Raw genomic sequence first — 23,835 nt, 5'->3', positions numbered from 1 at the left:
AAGCTCTCTTCTGAAGATGGTTAATAATATTTTATTCTGTTGATTGGTGAAAAAATGAGCTTATAAAGCAGGTCGTAATTCTGCATTTTTACAGTCAGCTAGCATATGACACTGCATAAATGTTGTGATTATAAATTATTGTTGTGTTTTTTGCTTTGCGGTTGCGAAATACAAGCGCATTCGTCATTATTCGGCCATAAGCCGCTTGGTATCACATTTTTCTAAGCAGCGAAATGCATACACAACATTCATTACTTTAATAAATAAGGGTTATCTGTGAAGCAGACGTTAAAACTAGCAGATATTTTAGCTTTGGGCTTTATGCTGTTCGCCTTCTTCTTAGGCGCAGGCAATATCATTTTTCCACCTCTCGCTGGCCAGTTGGCGGGTGAGAACATTACTCCTGCCATGTTCGGCTTTTTGCTGACCGCTGTGGGTTTGCCGCTGATCACTATCATCGCGATTGCCGTTGCGGGTGGTAGCTGGGAGCATCTCACCAAAGATCTGCCTGTAAAAGCTTCTGTGCTGATGGCAGCACTGATCCTGATCGTCATTGGTCCTGCGTTTGCAGCTCCTCGTACGGGTCTGGTGGCTTACGAAATGGCAGTAAAACCATTTTTTGCAGAGAGCACTCAATCTTATCTCACGCTTTTCTCTGTGCTGTTTTTTGCAGTTGCGATGTTCTTCTCATGGTCTCAAGGCAAACTGGTTGATTTAATTGGTAAACTGCTGACACCTGCGCTCTTTATCGGTCTGATTATCCTTGCGCTGGGCGTGTTCATGAACCCACAAGGTGAGATGATTGCTGCGCAAGGTGAGTACCTAAGCCAACCTCTGACCAAAGGCTTCTTGGAAGGCTATAACACCATGGATACTTTCGCATCGTTGATGTTTGGTATCTTGATTGTCGATGCACTGCGTAGCAAAGGGATTACCGATCGTGCGGCGACTACCCGCTATCTGATCAGCTCTGCGGTGATTGCGGCAGTTGGTTTGGCGTTGGTTTACGGCTCGCTCTTCTATCTTGGTGCAACCAGCTCAAGTGTGGCGGCGGGGGCTAACAACGGAGGTGCGATTTTAAGCCAATACGTACAAGCTCTCTTTGGTAGCTATGGTCAGTTGGTTCTCTCGGTTATCGTTATGCTGGCTTGTTTGACCACGGCGGTTGGCTTGATTTCAGCGTGTTCTGATTTCTTCAGCAAACACACGTCGCTATCTTACAAACAGTGGGTAGTGATTAATGGTGTAGCGTGTGGCGTTGTGGCGAACGTTGGTTTGGCGCAGCTCATCACACTCTCGATTCCTGTACTGTTTGCTCTGTACCCTGTGGCGATTGCTCTGGTCGCATTGACTTTCGTGCGTCACAAACTGCCAAACCCACGGGTAGCATACCGTGCTGTACTGTCCGTTTCTCTGCTGGTGGCGTTACTGGATGCGGCAAAAGTCGCGGGCTTTGATGTTTCAGCGTTCAGCTTCCTACCTTTCTTTGAGTATGGTATGGGCTGGTTGCTACCGACTTGTGCTGCGATGATCTGCATGTTCTTTATTCCTTCAGCATCATCCCCTGTTCTAGAAGAAGAGCTAGCATAACGCTCTTCAATAGCAGATTAAGCGGGAGCCTTGGCTTCCGCTTTTTTATAGGGATCTTTTGCGGTTTATTCTGTTTACTAAGGCGGGATAACGTATTTTTTCCTGTATCTTCATCACATTTTTCAGTAGAATTCCGCGGTTAATTTCTATTCATAACCCGTAAGCCAACATGTTTGAAATCAATCCTATTAAAAACCGCCTGCAGGATGTGTCTGAACGCACAAATATCCTGAGGGGGTATCTTTGACTATGACGCCAAGAAAGAGCGTCTTGAAGAAGTCAATGCCGAATTAGAACAACCTGATGTCTGGACCCAACCTGAGCGTGCGCAAGCCCTCGGTAAAGAGCGTTCAGCACTTGAAGCGGTTGTGGATACCATCGATCAACTGGATCGTGGTGTCGACGATGTCGAAGGTCTACTAGAACTGGCCATCGAAGCGGAAGATCAAGAAACGTTTGATGAAATTGGTCCTGAATTGGATGAGCTAGAAGCGAAACTTGAACAGCTCGAATTCCGCCGCATGTTCTCTGGCGATCACGATTCTTCCGATTGCTACCTTGACCTACAAGCCGGCTCTGGCGGTACAGAAGCGCAAGATTGGACGTCGATGCTGCTGCGCATGTACTTGCGCTGGGCAGATGCTAAAGGCTTTAAAACCGAAGTGATTGAAGTGTCGGAAGGCGACGTAGCAGGATTGAAATCTGCGACAGTGCGTATCATTGGTGATTACGCGTATGGTTGGCTACGTACGGAAACCGGTGTACACCGTTTAGTGCGTAAATCACCGTTCGATTCAGGTGGCCGCCGTCATACGTCGTTTGCTTCGGCGTTTATCTACCCTGAAGTAGATGAAAACATAGATATCGAAATTAACCCTGCCGATCTGCGTATAGACGTGTATCGTGCTTCTGGTGCCGGTGGTCAGCACGTTAACACCACCGAATCGGCGGTACGTATCACTCACGTACCGACCAATACGGTCGTGCAGTGTCAAAACGATCGCTCACAGCACAAAAACAAAGACCAAGCGATGAAGCAACTTCGCGCCAAACTGTTTGAATTGGAGCTGCAAAAGCAGAACGCCGAGAAACAGGCTAACGAAGATGCTAAATCCGACATTGGTTGGGGTAGCCAAATCCGTTCTTACGTGTTGGATGATTCACGAATCAAGGATTTACGTACAGGTATTGAAAACCGCAACACGCAAGCGGTACTCGATGGTGACTTAGACAAATTTATCGAAGCTAGCCTGAAATCAGGCCTGTAAGCTTTTTACCGACAAACAAGGTACATGCAAATGACTGATGCTGTTCAAAACGAGATTAATCAAGAGCAAATCGCGCAAGAAGAAAACAAACTGATTGCAGAGCGTCGCAGCAAGTTGGATCACATCCGCAAGAACTGTAAAGCAAACGGGCACCCAAACTCGTTCCGTCGCGACAGCCTAGCGGGTGATCTGCAGAAGAAGTTCGGTGAAAAGAGTAAGGAAGAACTGGAAGCGCTCAATCACGTGGTGTCTATCGCTGGTCGTGTGATGGCAAAACGTGGCCCATTCTTGGTGATTCAAGAAACCTCTGGCCGCATTCAGGCTTATGCATCGAAAGAAGTGCAACAAGAGCTGAAAGATAAATACCAAGGTTTGGATATCGGTGACATCATCGGTGTGCAAGGTGCACTGCACAAATCCGGTAAAGGCGATTTGTACGTCAACATGGAGCAATTCCAACTGCTGACCAAAGCACTGCGCCCGCTGCCAGAGAAATTCCACGGTCTGACTGACCAAGAAATGCGTTACCGCCAGCGTTACGTTGACCTGATCGTCAACGAAAATTCTCGTAACGCTTTCATTGTACGTTCTAAGGTGATGTCAGCCATTCGTAACTTCATGATCTCAAAACAGTTCATGGAAGTGGAAACGCCGATGATGCACGTGATCCCTGGTGGTGCGAGTGCGCGCCCATTCATCACGCACCACAACGCGCTCGACATGCCGATGTACCTACGTATCGCGCCTGAGCTGTACCTGAAGCGTCTGGTTGTCGGTGGTTTTGATCGTGTATTCGAAATCAACCGTAACTTCCGTAACGAAGGCCTTTCTCCACGTCACAACCCAGAATTCACCATGATGGAATTCTATATGGCGTACGCGGACTACAAAGATCTGATGGATCTGACGGAAGAGCTGCTCAGCTCTGTAGCGTTAGAAGTTCTCGGTTCAACCTCCATGCCTTACGGTGAGCATACCGTTGAATTTGGTGGTAAATACGCGCGTATGAGCATGTTTGATGCAATCAAGCACTACAACCCAAATCACGCGCAGATCCAAGCTCTGACCGAAGAAGACATCCAAAACCGTGACCTCATGGTTTCTATCGCGAAATCCGTTCACGTTGATGTGGAGCCTTTCTGGACCTGTGGTCAGCTTCTCGAAGAGATCTTTGGTGAAACGGCTGAGCCGAAACTGATGCAGCCAACTTTCATCACTGGCTACCCAGCAGATATCTCTCCACTGGCACGTCGTAGCGATGACAACCCGTTCTTCACTGACCGCTTTGAGTTCTTCATCGGTGGCCGTGAAGTGGCAAACGGCTTCTCAGAGCTGAACGATGCTGAAGACCAAGATGCGCGTTTCAAAGCCCAAGTGGAAGCGAAAGAGTCTGGTGATGATGAAGCCATGTTCTATGATGCCGACTACATTACCGCTTTAGAGCACGGCTTACCGCCAACAGCGGGTCAAGGTATTGGTATTGATCGTCTGGTTATGCTCCTGACCAATACTCACACTATCCGTGATGTGATTTTGTTCCCAGCGATGCGCCCTCAGCAATAATCACTGTAGATTGATTAAAAAGCCGCTCTATTGAGCGGCTTTTTTTATTTCCTCAAGAAATAATCGTGCCAAGTCGGTGCAATGTAAGTCATTCTTTTTACTGAATTATGACTTTCTCCCATAAGTTGATTAGAAAAATGGGCATTTGTTGGCTAGTCTTATCTGTGAGACAGATTCTAGTGCAAAGTCTCGCTAATGTAACGTCCGTAACCATGTAGTGGGTGCGAATAGAATAATCCGCATCGTAACAATAAAAATAAGGAATATAGGTTCATGAGCACTCAATTCCGTATGGATTCAGTACCTGGCTCTCTTGTTGTGGTGGGAGGTACCTATGAACCCTGGCTGGCTGTGTTGGAAAAAGTGGGTTGGCGCTGTACTCAAGTAGCAGATTTGCGCAAAGCCGATGCGTTATTTGTCGAGACTGGGCCATGTATTGGTATTGTGGATTTAAGCCATGATGAATTTAGCCTTAACGGGATTGCGAATTTGGTGAGTAGCCATAAGCAAGTCCGTTGGCTGGCGTTCATTCGTGAGGCGCAGCTCAGTTCAGATACCATTTGCCAATTTATCGTTAACTTCTGTATCGACTTTTTTACTGCGCCGATCCCTGATGCTCAGTTGTTGAGCACGATTGGTCACCAACTTGGCATGCTGAAGTTGGAAAAGAAAGTGTGGCCACATTTTGGCTCGGCCGGCAACATGGGCTTGATTGGGGAATCTATGCCTATGAAGCGTTTGCGCGATCAGATCAAACGCATTGGCCCGACCGATGTCAGTATTTTGATCTATGGCGAAAGTGGTACTGGGAAAGAAACGGTGGCTAAGGCGATTCACAAAACATCGTCGCGTGCACAAAAACCTTTCATTTCAGTTAATTGCCGAGCTATGTCAGAAAAGCGCCTTGAAAGCGAGCTGTTTGGTCTTGGCGAAACGGAGGAAGGTCAACAACCCTTTTTGCTGCAAGCGGATGGTGGCACACTGCTGCTAAACGATATTTTGACCTTGCCTAAAAGCCAACAGTTGAACCTACTGCGTTTCTTACAAGAAGGGACTGTGGAGACGCGCCAAGGGGTTCGCGCAGTCGATGTGCGTATTTTGGCCGCCAATTCGTCAGACATCGAAAAAGCGCTGATCGATGGTGATTTTAACGAAGAGTTGTACCACTACATTAACGTATTGCGGATTAATGTGCCTAGTTTGAAAGAGCGCGCATCGGATATCGTGCTACTGGCTAAACACTTTTTGCAAGAATACTCCAAAGAGTACAACGCTCAGGCGCGTAGCTTCTCTGATGATGCCGTACGTGGGTTAACTCGCTACCATTGGCCGGGTAATGTGCGTGAGCTGATGAACCAGATCAAGCGTGTGGTATTAATGTCAGATACTGTGGTGCTGGATGAATCTCAGCTCGATCTTCCCAAGCGCAGCGATGGCCGTCGCAGCCTGAAAAGCATTCGGGAACGCTCCGAGCGTGATGCACTGCTGCTGGTGTTGGAGTCGCACTCTGGGCAAGTTTCAACGGCAGCCAAAGAGCTGGGAGTATCGCGTGCAACCATGTATCGCTTACTGAATAAACACAACTTGATCACCGATGAAAACTTCTAAGTTTTGCTGATTTACCTTGTACTCATGTTCAGCCACTTGGTTAAGTGGCTGAATTTTTTGTAGTACAGACTGTTTTTGGGACGTCTTTCTACAGCGAATTTCAGTGTTATGGCTTATGTCGAGTATCAATCTTTGGATGCATATAGCGCCTTGTGTTTATTCCTTGGCTGAATATGTTATTCATAAACGCGATAAAAACTCTGACTTAGCGAAAAACGCTGTTTTTTCGAGCATGTGTAATAAGATGTTGAATATTGTTACCTGAGTTGTTTAGAATTTAATCGTAAGTTTCACTCACTCAATATCACCTTTCTTTTGGATTAATTGACTTTGCTTGGAGGCGCATCATGGCACATTTCGTATCTGCATCATTGCTTTGCGCTTCTGATCTTGATTCAACCCAAACTGCACTCCGAGATTTTCCCGTGTGCGCAATGGGCAATGATTTGAGCAAAGATCACTGAATTAATCCGTAACCTCTTATTAGGCTGCGGAAAATGGCAGCTGAGTAGGAGTGTCTTCTGACTTTTCCCTTTCGATCGTCATTTTCCCCAGCAAAACCACTGGAGAAAATACCATGCGTCAATCTATTTACTTACAATTAGCTGTGTTACTGGTTCGTGCTGAGCTGCGCCGTGAGGAGCGAGTGTGGAAGCGTAAAGTGCGCAGAAGTAGTTACCATCTACCTTGGAATAATCCGCATTTGTTGCGTGATATTGGCTTGGAAACGGATGGTCGTCCAATCGGCTTGAGTTTACCGGATGCTGTTGTCGCGGAACGCCGTGTGAGACATATTCGTCGAGTGTTAGCTGCGCGAATACCGACGTAATGCTAAGGGGCTGGTCTGTGCACCAGCCCCCACATCACTAAGGACAGGGATTGGAATAAGTGGTTCCAATCTCCTGAATTTTTTGCAGAAGTTCTGCATTTAATGAAATATCCAAACTATCCAAATTCGATTTTAACTGCTCCATCGTTGTGGCTCCGATAATATTCGAGGCCACAAATGGGCGCTGATTAACAAACGCCAGTGCCATTTGCGCAGGATCGAGCCCAAATTGCTGGGCTAATGCGACATAGGCTTCTGTTGCAAGAATGCCTTGTTCTGTAAAGTAGCGTGAGAAGCGTTGATGCAGTGTACAACGCGCACCCGCAGGACGAGCACCATTGAGATATTTACCACTTAAAGCACCAAAGGCGAGTGGCGAGTAAGCGAGTAGCTTAACGCCCTCCAGATGACTTATTTCGGCAAGTCCCACCTCAAAACTGCGGTTGATCAGATTATAAGGGTTCTGGATCGAGACAATTCTTGGCAGTTCATGCTTTTCTGCAAGACGCAGGTAGCTCATCACTCCCCACGGCGTTTCATTAGAGACTCCGATATAACGCACTTTACCCATGCGCACCAAATCATTGAGCGCTTCCAGTGTTTCAATCAGCGTTACTTCTTCTTGTTTGTCTGGATAAGGGTAGTTGAGCTGACCGAAAGTATTGGTTTGGCGCTGCGGCCAGTGAAGTTGATACAGGTCGATATAATCCGTTTGCAGACGACGTAGGCTATCATCGACCGCTTGATGGATATTGCGATGATCGAGCGCCATTTTGTCGCGAATGTAAGGCACATTGCGTGGACCAGCGACTTTGGTGGCGAGCACGATTTTCTCTCGCTTACCGGATTTAGCCAGCCAATTGCCAATAAACTCTTCGGTTTTACCTTGTGTTTGTGCCGTTGGCGGAACCGGATACATCTCCGCCGTATCGATAAAATTCACTCCACGCTCAAGAGCATAATCGAGCTGTTGAAAGGCATCAGCTTGCGAATTCTGTTCACCAAACGTCATGGTACCTAAACAGATCTTGCTGATTTCGAGGCTGGAATGAGGCAGCTTGGTATATTGCATAGCACTTCCTTGTCTTAGAGCCAAAGAACGAATGATATTCCCTTGTATTGGAAGTTGAAGCCGAGTGATGGTGGCGACTTCGTTACATTCGGAATAAGAAAAATCACAGAGGTTTGCGCTGTCGCCACAAATAGAACCCAGTCACGAGGGAGACAGTTTTTTCACTATAAGCGAGTCACGACACTGCGAAAACAAAAAAGATCGTTGTGAAGATAACTAGGCGTAATAGCGCTGCAGAATTTGCGCAGTAAATTGGGTACGCAGATAAAAACCACGTGGCAGGGTTTTGATTGGGCGTCCGTTGGCTCCATAGGCTTCAGTGAGCGCTCGACCATTGGCGGCTTTAGGGCGCAGTTGCAGCACTTCACCGTGTTTAGCGGTAATTTGTGCCACTTTACCCAGCACAATCCATTCCATTAGCTCTTCCCAGTCCGCTTTGAGCTGCGCTTCTTCTTCGGGAGAAGGGCTCCACAGCAAAGGAGAGCCCACACAGCGTTCAGCGAGCGGGATCTCGCGCTCACCTTGTACCGGGATCCAGAGCACCTTAGAGAGCTTATTGCGCACGTGACTTTGCTCCCATGTTAAGCCATGAACTCCGGTGAGTGGGGCGACGCAAACGAAAGTGGTCTCCAACGGTTTTCCGGTGTAACTGATGGGAATGCTCTTTAACTCAATCCCGAGATGTTCAAAATCTTGTTGTGGACGACTGCCTGCTGTCGCCCCTAAGTGCCATTCCAGTAACTGGCCTACCCAGCCTTTGTCTTTACGCAGATCTGGCGGTACGGTCATGCCTGCTTCATCGGCGAGTTCAGCAAAACTCAGCCCTGCAATTTGTTGGGCTCGCGTGAGTAATTCTTGTTGAGTCGTCGGTGCTGGTTTCATAAAGGCTTTCGGTTTGGATAATCACAGTGGGGATTGTACTGATTTTGCTTGCGCTTGCCATGGATGAACGATTTTTGATGCTTGAAATGAGATTAAGAGGTCTATTGATGAGGTTATCCACAGCTTTATTTTGTTGGCTTGAGAGTAGGCTAAGGTATGGATCAATAAACAGTACCCAGAGAGGGCCTACTGAGATTGGATTGATGCTTCTCTCGACGATTGAGCACTCACAAAGGTGTAAGGATGACGAATTGATGGATCTTTAACCTTCTGGTGAGGATCTTCATGTGGTCTGATAGGTTAAGTTTCTGATTATGGAATGATTTGATTTAACCTTTTGTTTTTCATTTGTTTTTTGTTGTTTTTCTTTCTGGTTGTCAGATCGGTCATTGTTGATAAATGCCTTTTTTTACACAGCCCCCAAGTTTCTTCACACGGTTATTCACAGAAAACGTGAATAAATGCGCGGTATGTCTCATAAAATTGTTGATAACTTAGATCTGGCACAGAACTTATCCTTTTTTATCCCATTTACTAATAAATATCGGGCTAATCACAATAGTAAGTTTGCTCCGCTTGGGGATATGTGGAAAAATCAACGCAATTAAAGAATTTACTAGAGGTTTGCCAGTGATCGATGGCGATGGTTACCGGCTAAATGTCGGGATTGTGATTTGTAACAACCATGGTCAGGTTTTCTGGGCGAAACGATACGGGCAACATTCATGGCAGTTCCCTCAGGGGGGAATCGATGATGGAGAATCTCCAGAGCAAGCCATGTTCCGTGAGCTATACGAAGAGGTTGGGTTAACCAAAAAAGACGTCAAAGTGATTGCAACCAGTCGTCATTGGCTGCGTTATAAGTTACCAAAGCGTTTGGTGCGTTGGGATTCTCAACCTGTCTGTATCGGACAAAAACAGAAATGGTTCTTGCTGCGTTTGGAATGTGATGAGTCGAAAATCAACATGCAACGTGGCAGTTCCCCTGAGTTTGATGGTTGGCGCTGGGTAAGCTACTGGTATCCGGTTAGGCAAGTGGTGTCGTTTAAGCGTGATGTTTATCGCCGCGCAATGAAAGAGTTCGCCTCATTAGCGATGCCATTTAAAGAACGGAAAGTGAAGGGCAAACGCAACACTCACAGAGGTTAAGCATGCTTTCTCAGCTAAGGGACATAGTAGAACAAGTTTCAAAAGTCGAAGACGTCTATCAGGCGTTGGATATTTTTGTAAAGCAGACCTGTGAGGCGATGAGCACAGAGTGTTGTACTGTCTATTTAGCGAATGAAGAGATGCACCGTCTGGAATTGATGGCCACACAAGGTCTGAAGTTCAAGGGCGATAAGATCCATATTGATTTTGATGAAGGCTTGGTCGGGTTGGTTAAACGTTCTGCCGAACCGATTAACTTAGCCGAAGCCTCAAAACATCCGAGCTTTAAATATTTTAAGCAGTTGGGTGAAGAGGTTTATCACTCCTTCCTCGGTACACCGATCATCTATCGCAAACAGGTGCTTGGTGTGCTGGTGGTGCAGCAAAAATCTCCCCGTTTATTTAGCGAGATGGAAGTCTCCTTTTTAGTTACCCTTGCAGCGCAGCTCGCGGTGCTGGTGGCGCATGCTCAAACGCAAGGTCACTGGCGTTTATCCAAAAAGCAGCAGGCCATTACGGGTGTTGCCGCCTCTTCTGGGGTCGCGATTGGTGAGTTTTGGTGGGATGATACCCAGCCAGATCTGTCCGAAGTGCTACCCGCCTCAGCTCTGGATCCTGATTTTGAGCAAGAGCGCATTGCCTTGGCGGTAGAGAGTGCGCTGGCCGATTTTCGTCGGATGCGTAAAAAGCTCGATGGGGATATCAACAAAGAAGCGTTAGCCATTTTTGATCTGTTCACTCACTTATTGAACGATCCTATGCTGCGGAAAGATCTCAAAGCGCAGATCCAAAAAGGGGATCGTGCCGATTGGGCGCTGCGCCAAGTGGTCGAAAGTTATTCGAACCGTTTTGCGCGCATGTCGGATGTTTATCTGCGAGAGCGAGCGCAAGACATTCGTGAGTTAGGACAACGTTTACTGTTTTTCTTGCTCAATACCGAAACCAATCAGCCCAAAATCGATAAGCCGGTTATCTTGGTGGTGCGAGAGCTGACCGCGAGCGTGTTAGCCGCACTGCCCAAAGATAAGCTGCTGGCTGTCGTCTCTCTTGAAGGCGCGGCCAACTCCCATGCGGCTATTTTGTCGCGCGCGTTAGGCATTCCTGCGGTGATGGGGGTATCGATTAACCTGCGCGATCTGAATGGCAAAAAAGGCATTGTCGATGGCTACAGCGGTAAGTTATTCATTTCGCCTTCGAAAACCATTCTGAATGAGTATCGTGCCTTAGCGAATGAAGAGCGTGAGCTCTCGCGCATGGTCAATGAGGCGATTCGTGAGCCCGCATGTACTCTTGATGGCGCACGAATCGAATTGTTACTGAATGCCGGTTTGAGTGCCGATACCAGTATTGCCGTCAATCAAGGGGTGGATGGCGTTGGGTTGTATCGCACAGAAATCTCTTTCTTACTGCAGCACCGATTTCCCTCAGAAGAGGAGCAGACTCAGCAATATCGGCATGTGCTGAACACTTACCCTCATCAACGTGTTGTTATGCGTACGCTCGATATCGGAGGTGATAAGCCTTTACCTTACTTGCCGATTGAGGAAGACAACCCATTTCTCGGTTGGCGTGGCATCCGTTTTACCTTAGATCATCCTGACATTTTTATTATCCAACTGCGCGCCATGCTCAGAGCAAGTGCGGAGTCGGGGAATTTATCCATCTTGCTGCCGATGATTTCCGGTGCCAAAGAGCTGGATGATGCGCTGAAATTTATCTATCAAGCCTATCAAGAAGTTTCGCAACAAGATCCACGCGTGGTGATGCCGCAAATCGGGATCATGCTCGAAGTACCTTCGATGCTGTATCTGCTGCCACTGATTGCCGATAAAATTGATTTCGTCTCTGTCGGTACAAACGATTTGACCCAATATCTGCTTGCCGTGGATCGTAACAATGCGCGTGTGGCGGATGTGTATGAATCTATGCATCCTGCGGTGGTGATGGCACTGAAGCAGATCCAACAGACTTGTGTGACCCATCAAATACCCGTGTGTGTCTGTGGTGAGTTAGCCGGAGATCCGATTGGTGCTTTGCTGTTGATAGGGTTAGGCTACACCACCTTAAGTATGAACACGTCTAACGTCGCTAAAGTGAAATATCTGGTGCGACACTCTGAACTGGCGGAATTAACCCAGCTCGCTGAGCTGGCATTAACCCAACCTTATGGACGAGAAATCTACAATATGATGCTCGCCTATATCGAAAAACACGGTTTTGCAGGTTTTGTCCGTGCAGGCAAAAAATAGGAACCAAATGTGAATATTGAACTCTTAGCTATACTGCTGCTGTTAGGGGCAGTGGTGGGTGTGCTTGCTGGCTTATTGGGCATTGGTGGCGGCTTACTAGTGGTCCCCGCTCTACTGTTTTTACTGCCTTATGCTGGCATCTCGACCGAGATTGTGATGCAGCTTGCGCTGGCCACATCGTTAGCGACGATCATACTCACATCAGGCTCATCGGCACTAAACCATCTAAAGCTGGGTAATGTCGATGTTTTTGTCGTGAAATGGTTAATGCCGGGTGTGGTGGTCGGTGGGTTTTTAGGCTCAGTGGTTGCAGAATGGATCCCAAGCCAATATTTACCCAAAGTGTTCGGGGTCATTGTGCTCTGTTTGAGTGTGCAGATGTACCGTTCGATACGTGCATTACAAAATCATCCAATGCCAAGTGCATGGATTACCACCTTGTGCGGTACCGGAATTGGGGTGATCTCAAGTTTGGCCGGTATTGGCGGCGGTTCTTTATCGGTGCCTTTTTTGAATCGACATGGCATTGAAATGAAAAAGGCGATAGGTTCTTCATCGGTCTGTGGTTTTGCGATTGCGATATCGGGCATGATTGGTTTTATTTTGCACGGTTATCAAGTGGAGAACTTGCCACAATACAGCCTTGGTTATGTTTATTTACCTGCATTGTTAGCGATTGCTACAACATCGATGCTTACCACGCGAATTGGCGCTAAACTTGCCACCCAAATGCCAACAGCAAGGCTTAAGCGATTCTTTGCCATTTTTTTAATGTGCGTCGCTGTGACCATGTTGTTCCAGTAATACTCATTGTTTATAGAGAAGGTTTGTTATGCCTCAGGGTTATCTGCAGTTTCCCAATATTGACCCCGTATTGTTTTCGATCGGCCCTCTAGCGGTGCGCTGGTATGGCTTGATGTATTTGGTGGGTTTCCTTTTTGCTATGTGGTTGGCCAATCGCCGAGCGGATCGCGCCGGCAGTGGTTGGACGCGTGAGCAAGTCTCTGACTTGTTATTCGCCGGCTTTTTAGGTGTAGTGATCGGTGGCCGAGTTGGTTATGTGATCTTCTACAATTTTGATCTGTTCCTTGCTGACCCTCTTTATTTATTCAAAGTGTGGACTGGCGGTATGTCCTTCCATGGCGGCTTATTGGGTGTGATCACCGCCATGTTCTGGTATGCGCGTAAAAACCAACGCACCTTCTTTGGTGTGGCCGATTTTGTTGCCCCCTTGGTGCCATTCGGTTTGGGGATGGGACGTATCGGTAACTTTATGAATAGTGAACTTTGGGGACGAGTGACGGATGTGCCTTGGGCTTTTGTATTCCCTAATGGTGGCCCACTGCCGCGCCATCCTTCACAGCTTTATGAATTCGCCTTAGAAGGCGTGGTTCTGTTCTTTATTCTTAATTGGTTTATTGGTAAACCTCGTCCGCTAGGCAGCGTATCCGGACTGTTTTTAGCTGGATACGGTACATTCCGCTTCCTTGTGGAATACGTTCGTGAGCCAGATGCTCAGTTGGGTCTGTTTGGTGGCTTCATTTCAATGGGGCAAATCCTCTCCTTACCTATGGTGATCATCGGTATTTTGATGATGGTTTGGTCTTACAAGCGCGGTTTGTATCAAGACCGTGTAGCAGCAAAATAGGGTAGTTAGGTGAAACAGTATTTAGATCTTTGTCAGCGCATCGTCGATCAAGGTGTTTGGGTTGAAAATGAACGAACGGGCAAGCGTTGTTTGACCGTGATTAATGCCGATTTGACCTACGATGTGGGCAACAATCAGTTTCCTCTAGTGACTACACGCAAGAGTTTTTGGAAAGCTGCCGTAGCCGAGTTGCTCGGCTATATTCGTGGTTACGATAATGCGGCGGATTTTCGCCAATTAGGTACCAAAACCTGGGATGCTAATGCCAATTTAAACCAAGCATGGCTCAACAATCCTTACCGTAAAGGTGAGGATGACATGGGACGCGTGTATGGAGTTCAGGGTAGAGCTTGGGCTAAGCCTGATGGTGGTCATATTGACCAGTTGAAAAAGATTGTTGATGATTTGAGCCGTGGCGTTGATGACCGAGGTGAAATTCTTAACTTCTACAATCCGGGTGAATTTCATATGGGGTGTTTGCGCCCTTGCATGTACAGCCATCATTTTTCATTGCTGGGGGATACCTTGTATCTCAACAGCACTCAGCGTTCATGTGATGTGCCCTTGGGTTTGAATTTCAACATGGTGCAGGTTTATGTGTTCCTTGCGCTGATGGCACAGATCACAGGGAAAAAGCCGGGCTTGGCGTATCACAAGATCGTCAATGCGCACATTTACCAAGATCAACTCGAATTGATGCGCGATGTGCAGCTAAAACGTGAGCCATTCCCAGCGCCTCAGTTCCATATCAATCCAAAGATTAAAACACTGCATGATTTGGAAACTTGGGTCACTTTGGATGATTTTGACGTCACCGGATATCAGTTCCACGATCCTATTCAATACCCGTTTTCAGTCTAATCCCGTATTCAGGCGGTATGGCTTGATGGGTTTTATATAAAAAAAGCTCCCGAAGGTCGGGAGCTTTTTTTATACAGATGATGCTTTAACGCTTAAGCGGTTAGGGCAAGAATGCTGCCGGGGATGACGACAAACACACCCAATAAGTAACTCACCACCACCATTTTGCTCTTACAAGCCCAAGTTGAGATGAGTTCAGCACCTTTAATAGGCAGTTCGCGTAAGAAAGGAATACCGTAAATCAAGACTGTAGCCATCAAGTTAAAGCTTAAGTGCACCAGCGCAATTTGCAGAGCAAACACGGCAAACTCACCAGAGACTGCGGTTGCGGCGAGCAGAGCAGTAATACAAGTGCCAATGTTCGCACCTAAGGTAAATGGGTAGATTTCACGCACTTTCAGCACGCCAGAGCCCACGAGAGGAACCATTAGGCTGGTTGTGGTCGATGAAGATTGAACTAATACCGTAACCACTGTACCTGAAGCAATACCGTGTAGTGGGCCTCGGCCAATCGCATTTTGTAGAATTTCACGTGCGCGGCCAACCATCAAACTCTTCATTAGTTTGCCCATCACCGTAATGGCGACGAAAATGGTCGCAATACCCAATACGATAAGTGCGACACCACCGAAAGTATTACCCAATACCGAAAGCTGGGTTTCAAGACCTGTGATGACAGGTTTGGTAATCGGTTTGATAAAGTCAAAACCTTTCATGCTCATATCGCCAGTCGCAAGCAGAGGCGAAACGAGCCAGTGTGAGACTTTCTCTAAAATTCCAAACATCATTTCTAGAGGTAGGAAGATCAGCACCGCGAGAAGATTGAAAAAATCGTGGATGGTGGCACTGGCGAAAGCACGGCGAAACTCTTCTTTACAGCGCATATGGCCAAGGCTGACGAGAGTATTGGTCACAGTAGTACCAATATTGGCACCCATCACCATAGGAATCGCGGTTTCAACCGGTAACCCACCGGCAACGAGACCAACAATAATAGAAGTCACCGTGCTTGAGGATTGAATCAGTGCCGTTGCCACTAAACCAATCATCAATCCTGCAATTGGGTGGGAAGCAAATTCAAATAGAACTTTGGCTTGATCGCCGGTTGCCCATTTAAAACCGCTGCCGACCATCGCGACTGCAAGAAGTAGTAAATACAGCATGAAAGCCAAGTTTGCCCAACGTAGGCCTTTCGTGGTCAGCGAAATCGGCGCTGCCGGGGAAGTTGCTTGGTTTATCATTATTTTCTCCGTGGACCGTTGTTAAGGGTTCGGTCGATTGTTGAATTCGAGGCTGATGGTAGAGAGGAAATATTTCACTAATATGACATTTCGGTGTAACTGATGAGTTATTCATCAATATTGCAACGTGCTTAAAAAATGAGTGATAAGGGTTTTGTTAACTTTATGTTTTATAATGGGTTTGTGGCCGGTGCCACTTGGTGGTTGGGTTGTAACAAAGTGTGTAATGAGCTTGTCGATAGGCCTCGGGTGCTATCAGTTTATGACAGTTCGTATTTTTGTTTATGAAAAATCCTAACTAAACGGTTTATTGTTTCGGTTTATTCGAACTTATTGTTGTAAAAGATCGCATCTGTTATAAGGAAAACGGGATTTCTAGCAGGTAGTCGATTTCATGTCTCATCTTAACTATAACCACCTCTATTATTTCTGGATGGTGTGTAAACAAGGCTCGGTAACCAAAGCGGCCGATGCTCTGTTTTTAACGCCCCAAACCGTGACTGGGCAGATCAAAGCTTTGGAAGATCGACTTGATGGTAAGTTGACGAAACGTAATGGGCGCAGTATTGAGCCGACTGAATTGGGACAGTTGGTCTTTAAATACGCTGATCGCATGTTTGGCTTGAGTTATGAAATGTTGGATATCGTTAACTATAGCCAGCGTTCAAACTTGCTGTTTGATGTGGGGGTGGCAGACGCCTTATCCAAAAGATTGGTGAGCAAAATATTGCTGACCTCAGTACCCGGTGATAATCGGATTCATCTACGCTGCTTTGAATCAACCCATGAGATGCTATTAGAGCAGTTAGCCCAGCATAAGTTGGATATGATCTTATCTGATTGCCCAGTGGATTCGAGCCAAAGTCCCGGCTTATTTAGTAAAAAACTCGGTGAGAGTCGCATGAGTTTTTTCAGCTTTGGTGACGTGGATTTTGCGCCATTCCCCGCGGTGTTGCAGAGTAAAAAATTGTTAGTTCCAGGCAGTCGAACCGCAATGGGGCGTAAAGTGCGGCAGTGGTTTGATCGTCAAGGGTTACAACCGCATATTCTCGGTGAATTTGATGACTCTGCTTTAATGAAAGCGTTTGCCATCTATCACAGTGATGCCGTGTTTATGGCTCCTTCTTTTTATGTCTCAGAAGTGGATGCGGAATCATCATTGAAACTCATCGGACATGTGGATGAGATTAAAGAGGAGTATTATGTCATCTTCGCTGAACGCATGATCCAGCACCCAGCAGTAAAAAATGTCTGTGATGCTGATTTTACTAACTTATTTTTGTGAATAATTATCACTGTTAAGTCTTTGATCACTACCCAATGATAAGTGAAAACAATAAACTAGCGTTCTTGATTAGTTTTTTATCATTATCAGCGAGTTTTCTCCGCTTTCACCATTTCGACCCATCATGATCACTCAACCGAATTACGACATCGGTGATTAGAACGACAGAGAAAAGTGAATGAATGGATTGGAATTAAAATGCCGTATTTAAAGGGGGCACCAATGAATCTCCAAGAGATGGAAAAAAATTCTGCCAAAGCGGTAGTTTTGCTCAAAGCGATGGCCAATGAGCGGCGACTGCAAATTTTGTGTATGTTATTGGACAATGAACTGTCGGTAGGGGAATTGAGCAGCCGTTTGGAACTCAGCCAATCTGCTCTTTCTCAACATCTAGCGTGGTTACGTCGTGATGGTTTAGTGAATACACGTAAAGAAGCGCAAACCGTGTTTTATACGTTGAGCAGTACAGAAGTGAAGGCGATGATTGAACTGTTGCACCGTCTTTATTGTCAGGCGAATCAGTAGGGTGGTCGAAAAAAGGTATAAAAAAACCGGCGTAGGCCGGTTTTTTGTTGCTGAAGATCAAACTCTATTACAGAGCGTTGATAGCAGCAAAGAAGCGAGACTTGTGACGAGCTGCTTTATTCTTGTGAATAAGGCCTTTAGTCGCCATGCGGTCTAGGATTGGTGTAACTACAGCGAATGCAGCAGTTGCAGCTTCTTTGTCGCCAGCAGCGATTGCAGCAACAGTTTTCTTCATGTAAGTGCGCATCATAGAACGACGGCTAGCATTGTGCTGGCGACGTTTCTCAGCTTGGATAGCGCGCTTCTTAGCAGATTTGTTATTTGCCAAGGGTCTAACTCCCAAAAACTTAGTTCGGTGACATTTTAAGGGCGGGAAATATCCCCGATTTGCTCTTTAATGTCAAATGATTTGTGCAAAAACCCAACTGGACCAAACAAACTTGGTATCGAAGAGCCTTCGCGGTTAAGATGGCGGGGATTCTATCAGCATTTTTTTACCAATGCTAATACTTATCTGATCTCACTATGACATTCTTATCCTTTCGAATCAGATAATGTGGTTTTGACTCTTTGTTCGAGGTTACCGTGAGTAAACGCTTACTCAAGTCTGGCATCATTGTAAGTGCTATGACTTTGATTTCTCGTGTTTTAGGTTTAGTGCGCGATGTGGTTGTGGCCAATTTGATGGGCGCAGGCGCAAGTGCTGACGTATTCTTTTTTGCCAACCGAATTCCCAATTTTTTACGCCGATTATTTGCAGAAGGGGCCTTCTCTCAAGCATTTGTCCCGGTATTAACCGAATATCACGCCTCGGGTGATATCAATAAAACTCGAGATTTAATTGCGCGAGCGTCGGGAACTCTCGGTGTTTTAGTGACCATAGTGACGCTAATTGGCGTGCTCGGCTCTGGCGCCGTCACCGCATTATTTGGCGCAGGTTGGTTCTTAGACTGGCTGAATGGGGGCCCTGCAGCAGGAAAGTTTGAGTTAGCGAGCCTACTGCTTAAGATTACTTTTCCCTATTTGTGGTTTATCACCTTTGTTGCCTTGTCTGGGGCAATTTTAAACACCTTAGGTAAGTTTGCCGTCTCCTCTTTCACGCCAGTTTTCTTGAACGTGATGATGATTCTGTGTGCTTGGTACCTCTCGCCAAATCTAGAACAGCCGGAAGTGGGCTTAGCAATAGGCGTATTTTTAGGTGGTTTAGTCCAGTTTTTATTTCAACTGCCATTTTTGATCAAGGCTGGAGTGCTGGTTAGGCCTAAATGGGGCTGGAAAGATCCTGGGGTGGTGAAAATTCGCACACTGATGATTCCTGCGCTGTTTGGAGTATCGGTCAGTCAAATCAACCTGTTATTTGACTCCTTCGTGGCCAGTTTTCTGCAAACCGGTTCGATCAGTTGGCTCTATTATTCGGATCGCTTACTGGAATTCCCCCTCGGTTTATTTGGGATTGCGATTGCCACAGTAATTTTGCCAGCATTGTCACGTAAACATGTAGATGCGCACAGTGATGGCTTTGCCCACACCATGGACTGGGGGATTCGCATGGTCACGTTTCTCGGCATTCCTGCCATGCTGGGTTTGATGGTACTGGCAAAACCTATGCTGATGGTGCTGTTTATGCGCGGGGAATTTACTCCAAGCGATGTAGAGCAAGCGTCCTATTCGTTACTCGCTTACTCATCTGGCTTGCTCAGCTTTATGTTGATCAAAGTGTTAGCGCCGGGATATTACTCACGTCAAGACACGAAAACCCCCGTACGTTACGGAATTATCGCTATGGTCAGCAATATTGTGCTTAACGCGATCTTTGCGTGGTTTTACGGCTATGTTGGCTTGGCGGTCGCGACTTCGATGTCCGCTTTCCTCAATATGGCACTGCTTTATCGTGGTTTGCACTTACAAGGTGTTTATCATCTGACTCGCAAAACCGTCTGGTTTGTTGCGCGACTGGCGATGGCGGGAGCGGTAATGACTGGTGCGCTTTTGTGGCAGTTAGACACTATGGCTACATGGCTGAGCTGGGGAATCAGTCAGCGCGCATTGACGCTGACAGGCTTGATTGGCCTTGGCGTGGCATCTTATCTGGCTATTTTGCTGTTACTGGGTGTCCGTCTCAAAGATCTAAAAGCGGCGACAGAGTAGCGAGCTTTAGGTATAATCCGCCAGTTTCGCACCATGAGAATCAAAATATAGGTTTTAAGCATCTTCCGATGGAATTAATACGCGGTATTCATAACATTCAATCTCGCCATCACGGCTGTGTATTGACGATTGGCAACTTTGACGGTGTTCATCTTGGTCATCAACAAGTGCTCAGTCAGGTGGTGCAGCGTGCCCAGCAGATGGGTTTGCCTTCGGTAGTGATGACGTTTGAACCTCAGCCCCTAGAGCTGTTTGCCAAACAACAAGCGCCCGCGCGTTTAACACGCCTGCGCGATAAGTTTGTGCAACTGAGCAAACTCGGGGTTGATCGCCTGCTGTGCGTTAATTTCAACCATCATTTTGCCCAATTGGATGCCCACACGTTTATTCGTGACTTGTTGGTGACCCGTTTGGGTGTTAAGTTTCTGGTGGTTGGTGATGATTTCTGCTTCGGTAAAGAGCGTCAAGGTAACTTTGCGCTGCTACAACAGGCAGGGCAGGCCCTAGGTTTTGAGGTGGTGAGCACCCAAAGCTTCTGTTTGCAACAACTGCGCGTGAGTAGTACCGCGATTCGTGAAGCGTTAGCGGCTGACCAATTGAGCAGTGCCTCGGCTATGTTGGGGCGCCATTACAGCATCAGTGGTCGTGTCTCGCATGGTCAAAAACTCGGGCGAACAATCGGCTTTCCCACCGCCAACATTCCACTGAAACGTTGTGTTTCTCCGGTTTCTGGAGTGTATGTGGTTGAAGCCTATGGTTTGGGCCCAACGCCAGTCGGTGGGGTTGCCAATATCGGTAATCGTCCGACGGTCGATGGTGTTCGTCAGCAGCTAGAAGTGCACTTTTTTGACTTTCAAGGCAACCTGTACGGAAAGCAGTTGGAAGTCGCGCTGTTACATAAATTACGTGATGAGCGCAAATTCGCCTCTTTTGAGGCACTAAAGCAACAAATTGAATTGGATGCTGAAGCAGCAAGGGTGTGGCTGCGTCAGCTTAAGGGTTGCTCGGTTGATTCCACCCAGCAACAACATGTCTAACTTCGCCCAATATAACGGAATTAAGAATCGATGAGTGAGTATAAAGATACCCTGAACCTTCCTGAAACAGGGTTTCCAATGCGCGGCGATCTGGCCAAACGCGAGCCAGAAATGCTGCAACGTTGGTATCAAGAAGACCTGTACGGTGCGATCCGTCAGGCTAAAAAAGGCAAAAAATCTTTCGTATTACACGATGGCCCTCCTTATGCCAACGGTGATATTCATATTGGCCACGCTCTGAACAAGATTCTTAAAGACGTCATTATTAAATCGAAAACCCTGTCAGGTTTTGATGCGCCTTATATTCCGGGTTGGGATTGCCACGGTCTGCCGATCGAATTGATGGTAGAGAAGAAAGTGGGCAAGCCGGGGCAAAAAGTCACCGCGGCCGAATTTCGTGAAAAATGTCGCGAATACGCGGCAGGCCAAGTGGAAGGCCAAAAAGAGAGCTTTAAGCGTCTTGGTATTCTGGGCGAGTGGGATAAGCCTTATCGCACTATGGACTTCGTAACCGAAGCCAACATCATCCGTGTACTAGGCAAAATTGCTGATAACGGCCACTTGCTGAAAGGTTTTAAACCGGTTTACTGGTGTACCGACTGTGGTTCAGCACTGGCTGAAGCGGAAGTCGAGTACAAAAACAAAGTTTCTCCTTCGATTGATGTTCGTTTTAAAGCCGCTGATGAAGCCGCTGTGCTGGCTAAGTTTGGTCTGGCTGCTGGCCATGAAGGCAAAGGTGATGTGTCGATTGTGATCTGGACAACCACACCTTGGACACTGCCAGCTAACCGCGCGGTATGTCTGCGTGCAGATTTAGAATACGTACTGATCCAAGTTGAAGGTGAGCAACCAGAGCGCATTATCGTGGCTTCTGAGCTGGCAAAATCGGTGATGGATCGCGCGGGCATTGAACACTTCCATAACCTTGGTTTCGCAACTGGTGCCGATCTTGAATTGGTACAGTTCCAACATCCATTCTACTCCTTCACTGTGCCTGCCATTTTAGGCGATCACGTGACGACCGATTCTGGTACTGGTGTGGTACATACTGCGCCGGGTCATGGTCAAGAAGACTTTGCCGTTGGTCAACAGTACGGTTTGGAAGTGGCAAACCCTGTGGGTTCAAATGGCGTATATCTGCCAGACACTGAGCTGTTTGCGGGGCAACACGTATTTAAAGCCAACGATTCAGTGTTGGAAGTGCTGAAAGAAAAAGGCGCGTTGTTGCATCATCACGCGTATGAGCACAGCTACCCACACTGCTGGCGTCATAAAACGCCGATCATCTTCCGTGCGACGCCGCAATGGTTTGTCTCTATGGAACAAGCCGGTCTACGTGAACAAGCTCTGACGGCAATCAAAGGCGTACATTGGATGCCGGATTGGGGTCAAAGTCGTATTGAAGGTATGGTGGCAGGTCGCCCTGAGTGGTGTATCTCTCGTCAACGTACTTGGGGTGTGCCAATTGCACTGTTCGTGCACAAAGAAACCGCTGAACTGCATCCAAACAGCGCCGAGCTGATTGAGAAAGTAGCACAACTGGTTGAGCAAAAAGGCATTCAAGCATGGTGGGATCTCGATACTGCGGAACTGCTTGGTGCAGAAGATGCGGCCAACTATGAAAAAGTGCTGGATACGCTAGATGTATGGTTTGACTCAGGGGTGACTCACTCTGCGGTTGTGGATGCACGTCAAGAATTCAACGGCGCAGAAGCGGACATGTACTTAGAGGGTTCTGACCAACACCGCGGCTGGTTCCAATCATCCCTCATCTCTTCGGTGGCGATGAAAGGCAAAGCGCCTTACAAAGAAGTATTGACGCACGGTTTCGTGGTTGATGGCCAAGGCCGCAAGATGTCGAAGTCGATCGGTAACGTGGTTGCTCCACAAGATGTGACCAACAAGCTGGGTGCGGATATTCTGCGTCTATGGGTGGCATCAACCGATTACACTGGTGAAGTGGCGGTTTCAGATGAGATCCTTAAGCGTTCTGCGGATGCGTACCGTCGTATTCGTAACACCGCACGTTTCTTCTTGGCGAACCTGAACGGCTTCAACCCAACCACAGACATCATTCCTGTTGAAGACATGGTGGCTTTGGATCGTTGGGCTGTCGGTCGCGCACTGGCCGCGCAACAAGAGATCATTCAAGCGTATCAGGATTACAACCTGCACGCAGTGGTACAGCGTTTGATGAACTTCTGTTCAATCGAGATGGGCTCTTTCTATCTGGATGTGATCAAAGACCGTCAATACACAGCCAAACGTGGTGGTCATGCACAGCGTAGCTGTCAAACTGCTCTGTTCTTCATTGTGGAAGCTCTGGTTCGTTGGATGGCGCCTATCATGTCATTCACCGCTGATGAAATTTGGAACGCAATGCCAGCGCAGCAAGCTGACGGCAGCGCACGTGACAAGTTCGTGTTTACCACGGAATGGTTTGATGGCCTGTTTGGTTTGGCAGAAGGCGAAGAGCTAAATAACGCATTCTGGAATGATATTCAGAAAGTGCGTGGCTCAGTCAACAAACTGCTGGAAAACGCTCGTAACGAAAAACTGATCGGTGGTTCACTGCAAGCAGAATTAGTGCTGTTTGCTGATGATGCATTGGCGAGTAAGCTAGCGAAACTGGGCGATGAGCTGCGTTTCGTTCTGCTGACTTCAAAAGCCGTGGTGAAGCCACTGGCTCAGAAGAGCGAGGCTGCACAGGCGACCGATATCGATGGCTTGTTTGTTCAAGTGAACAAAACCGAAGCAGAGAAGTGCGATCGCTGTTGGCACCACACCCCTGATGTAGGCACGATTGCAGGTCACTCCACCATTTGTGGTCGCTGCGTGTCTAATGTTGAGGGTGAAGGCGAAGTACGCAAATTTGCGTAA

19 protein-coding genes are annotated in these 23,835 nt (G+C 47.2%); 15 read left to right on the top strand and 4 right to left on the bottom strand.

Translation table 11 applies throughout. The annotated features are described in order from the left end of the window. Positions 1-276 precede the first annotated feature (276 nt). From brnQ to F0316_RS10535, 5 genes are all read left to right on the top strand, one after another. Complete coding sequence (gene brnQ / locus F0316_RS10555; protein WP_000815020.1) at positions 277-1,590, top strand: branched-chain amino acid transport system II carrier protein; 1,314 nt, start codon at positions 277-279, stop codon at positions 1,588-1,590. Between the two features lie 169 nt (positions 1,591-1,759). Further along, a protein-coding gene (gene prfB, locus F0316_RS10550) for a peptide chain release factor 2 (RefSeq protein ID WP_010895430.1) occupies positions 1,760-2,858 on the top strand; the annotation gives its coding sequence in 2 pieces (ribosomal slippage) (positions 1,760-1,834 and positions 1,836-2,858; 1,098 coding nt in all). 30 nt (positions 2,859-2,888) lie between these two features. Further along, complete coding sequence (gene lysS, locus F0316_RS10545) at positions 2,889-4,421, top strand: lysine--tRNA ligase (RefSeq protein WP_000128764.1); 1,533 nt, start codon at positions 2,889-2,891, stop codon at positions 4,419-4,421. Between the two features lie 273 nt (positions 4,422-4,694). Beyond that, entirely contained in the window at positions 4,695-6,029 is a 1,335-nt protein-coding gene (vpsR, locus tag F0316_RS10540; protein ID WP_000107102.1) for a cyclic-di-GMP-binding transcriptional regulator VpsR, read from the top strand. A 577-nt stretch (positions 6,030-6,606) separates the two neighbouring features. Next, positions 6,607-6,858: a hypothetical protein gene (locus F0316_RS10535; protein WP_001249919.1), complete on the top strand. Its 252-nt coding sequence runs from the start codon at positions 6,607-6,609 to the stop codon at positions 6,856-6,858. A 37-nt stretch (positions 6,859-6,895) separates the two neighbouring features. On the opposite strand, the gene F0316_RS10530 is transcribed toward F0316_RS10535, so the two are convergent. Both F0316_RS10530 and mutH read right to left on the bottom strand, forming a co-directional pair. After that, positions 6,896-7,930 carry an NADP(H)-dependent aldo-keto reductase gene (locus F0316_RS10530; protein ID WP_002043163.1) on the bottom strand — a complete coding sequence of 345 codons (1,035 nt, stop codon included), beginning with the start codon at positions 7,928-7,930 and terminating at the stop codon, positions 6,896-6,898. A 216-nt stretch (positions 7,931-8,146) separates the two neighbouring features. Next, positions 8,147-8,812, bottom strand: a complete 666-nt coding sequence (mutH, locus tag F0316_RS10525; RefSeq protein ID WP_000801222.1) for a DNA mismatch repair endonuclease MutH — start codon at positions 8,810-8,812, stop codon at positions 8,147-8,149. A gap of 630 nt (positions 8,813-9,442) precedes the next feature. Here mutH and rppH point away from each other — a divergent pair. From rppH to F0316_RS10500, 5 genes are read left to right on the top strand one after another with little or no spacing between them, the layout of a single operon-like run. After that, positions 9,443-9,961 carry an RNA pyrophosphohydrolase gene (rppH, locus tag F0316_RS10520; protein WP_001911254.1) on the top strand — a complete coding sequence of 173 codons (519 nt, stop codon included), beginning with the start codon at positions 9,443-9,445 and terminating at the stop codon, positions 9,959-9,961. Positions 9,962-9,963: 2 nt separating this feature from the next. Continuing rightward, positions 9,964-12,210 (top strand): phosphoenolpyruvate--protein phosphotransferase, encoded by a 2,247-nt coding sequence (gene ptsP / locus F0316_RS10515; RefSeq protein ID WP_149560470.1) that lies wholly within the window; start codon positions 9,964-9,966, stop codon positions 12,208-12,210. A gap of 9 nt (positions 12,211-12,219) precedes the next feature. Beyond that, positions 12,220-13,014 (top strand): sulfite exporter TauE/SafE family protein, encoded by a 795-nt coding sequence (locus F0316_RS10510; protein WP_001019422.1) that lies wholly within the window; start codon positions 12,220-12,222, stop codon positions 13,012-13,014. 28 nt (positions 13,015-13,042) lie between these two features. Continuing rightward, complete coding sequence (lgt, locus tag F0316_RS10505) at positions 13,043-13,858, top strand: prolipoprotein diacylglyceryl transferase (RefSeq protein WP_001135560.1); 816 nt, start codon at positions 13,043-13,045, stop codon at positions 13,856-13,858. A 9-nt stretch (positions 13,859-13,867) separates the two neighbouring features. Beyond that, positions 13,868-14,719: a thymidylate synthase gene (locus F0316_RS10500; RefSeq protein WP_000816212.1), complete on the top strand. Its 852-nt coding sequence runs from the start codon at positions 13,868-13,870 to the stop codon at positions 14,717-14,719. A gap of 92 nt (positions 14,720-14,811) precedes the next feature. Here the strand turns inward: F0316_RS10500 and F0316_RS10495 are convergent, their stop codons facing one another. Next, a complete protein-coding gene (locus F0316_RS10495; protein WP_000609761.1) occupies positions 14,812-15,960 on the bottom strand; it encodes a Na/Pi cotransporter family protein in 1,149 nt (382 codons plus the stop codon). Positions 15,961-16,354: 394 nt separating this feature from the next. Between F0316_RS10495 and nhaR the strand changes: the two genes are divergently transcribed. Both nhaR and F0316_RS10485 read left to right on the top strand, forming a co-directional pair. Beyond that, positions 16,355-17,245: a transcriptional activator NhaR gene (gene nhaR, locus F0316_RS10490; RefSeq protein WP_000018876.1), complete on the top strand. Its 891-nt coding sequence runs from the start codon at positions 16,355-16,357 to the stop codon at positions 17,243-17,245. Between the two features lie 222 nt (positions 17,246-17,467). Next, on the top strand, positions 17,468-17,770 hold the full coding sequence (locus F0316_RS10485; protein ID WP_001053149.1) for an ArsR/SmtB family transcription factor: 303 nt from the start codon (positions 17,468-17,470) through the stop codon (positions 17,768-17,770). 67 nt (positions 17,771-17,837) lie between these two features. Here the strand turns inward: F0316_RS10485 and rpsT are convergent, their stop codons facing one another. Further along, entirely contained in the window at positions 17,838-18,098 is a 261-nt protein-coding gene (gene rpsT, locus F0316_RS10480; RefSeq protein ID WP_000002742.1) for a 30S ribosomal protein S20, read from the bottom strand. A gap of 257 nt (positions 18,099-18,355) precedes the next feature. Between rpsT and murJ the strand changes: the two genes are divergently transcribed. From murJ to ileS, 3 genes are all read left to right on the top strand, one after another. Next, positions 18,356-19,918 carry a murein biosynthesis integral membrane protein MurJ gene (gene murJ, locus F0316_RS10475; protein ID WP_001911253.1) on the top strand — a complete coding sequence of 521 codons (1,563 nt, stop codon included), beginning with the start codon at positions 18,356-18,358 and terminating at the stop codon, positions 19,916-19,918. A 68-nt stretch (positions 19,919-19,986) separates the two neighbouring features. Then, positions 19,987-20,955 carry a bifunctional riboflavin kinase/FAD synthetase gene (gene ribF / locus F0316_RS10470; RefSeq protein ID WP_000420409.1) on the top strand — a complete coding sequence of 323 codons (969 nt, stop codon included), beginning with the start codon at positions 19,987-19,989 and terminating at the stop codon, positions 20,953-20,955. Positions 20,956-20,985: 30 nt separating this feature from the next. Beyond that, positions 20,986-23,835 (top strand): isoleucine--tRNA ligase, encoded by a 2,850-nt coding sequence (gene ileS, locus F0316_RS10465; protein ID WP_149560469.1) that lies wholly within the window; start codon positions 20,986-20,988, stop codon positions 23,833-23,835.

This window comes from Vibrio cholerae (genome assembly GCF_008369605.1).
GTDB lineage: Bacteria > Pseudomonadota > Gammaproteobacteria > Enterobacterales > Vibrionaceae > Vibrio > Vibrio cholerae.
The sequence above is the reverse complement of the archived record's forward strand: the minus strand, read 5'-3'. Positions and strand labels throughout refer to the sequence as shown.

What these genes read in the sequence shown, in the direction of transcription:
- lysS (WP_000128764.1), top strand. Translation starts at nt 2,889, where the DNA reads ATGACTGATGCTGTTCAAAACGAGATTAATCAAGAGCAAATCGCGCAA.
- vpsR (WP_000107102.1), top strand. Translation starts at nt 4,695, where the DNA reads ATGAGCACTCAATTCCGTATGGATTCAGTACCTGGCTCTCTTGTTGTG.
- F0316_RS10535 (WP_001249919.1), top strand. Translation starts at nt 6,607, where the DNA reads ATGCGTCAATCTATTTACTTACAATTAGCTGTGTTACTGGTTCGTGCT.
- F0316_RS10530 (WP_002043163.1), bottom strand. Translation starts at nt 7,930, where the DNA reads ATGCAATATACCAAGCTGCCTCATTCCAGCCTCGAAATCAGCAAGATC.
- mutH (WP_000801222.1), bottom strand. Translation starts at nt 8,812, where the DNA reads ATGAAACCAGCACCGACGACTCAACAAGAATTACTCACGCGAGCCCAA.
- ptsP (WP_149560470.1), top strand. Translation starts at nt 9,964, where the DNA reads ATGCTTTCTCAGCTAAGGGACATAGTAGAACAAGTTTCAAAAGTCGAA.
- lgt (WP_001135560.1), top strand. Translation starts at nt 13,043, where the DNA reads ATGCCTCAGGGTTATCTGCAGTTTCCCAATATTGACCCCGTATTGTTT.
- F0316_RS10495 (WP_000609761.1), bottom strand. Translation starts at nt 15,960, where the DNA reads ATGATAAACCAAGCAACTTCCCCGGCAGCGCCGATTTCGCTGACCACG.
- nhaR (WP_000018876.1), top strand. Translation starts at nt 16,355, where the DNA reads ATGTCTCATCTTAACTATAACCACCTCTATTATTTCTGGATGGTGTGT.
- F0316_RS10485 (WP_001053149.1), top strand. Translation starts at nt 17,468, where the DNA reads ATGAATCTCCAAGAGATGGAAAAAAATTCTGCCAAAGCGGTAGTTTTG.
- ribF (WP_000420409.1), top strand. Translation starts at nt 19,987, where the DNA reads ATGGAATTAATACGCGGTATTCATAACATTCAATCTCGCCATCACGGC.
- ileS (WP_149560469.1), top strand. Translation starts at nt 20,986, where the DNA reads ATGAGTGAGTATAAAGATACCCTGAACCTTCCTGAAACAGGGTTTCCA.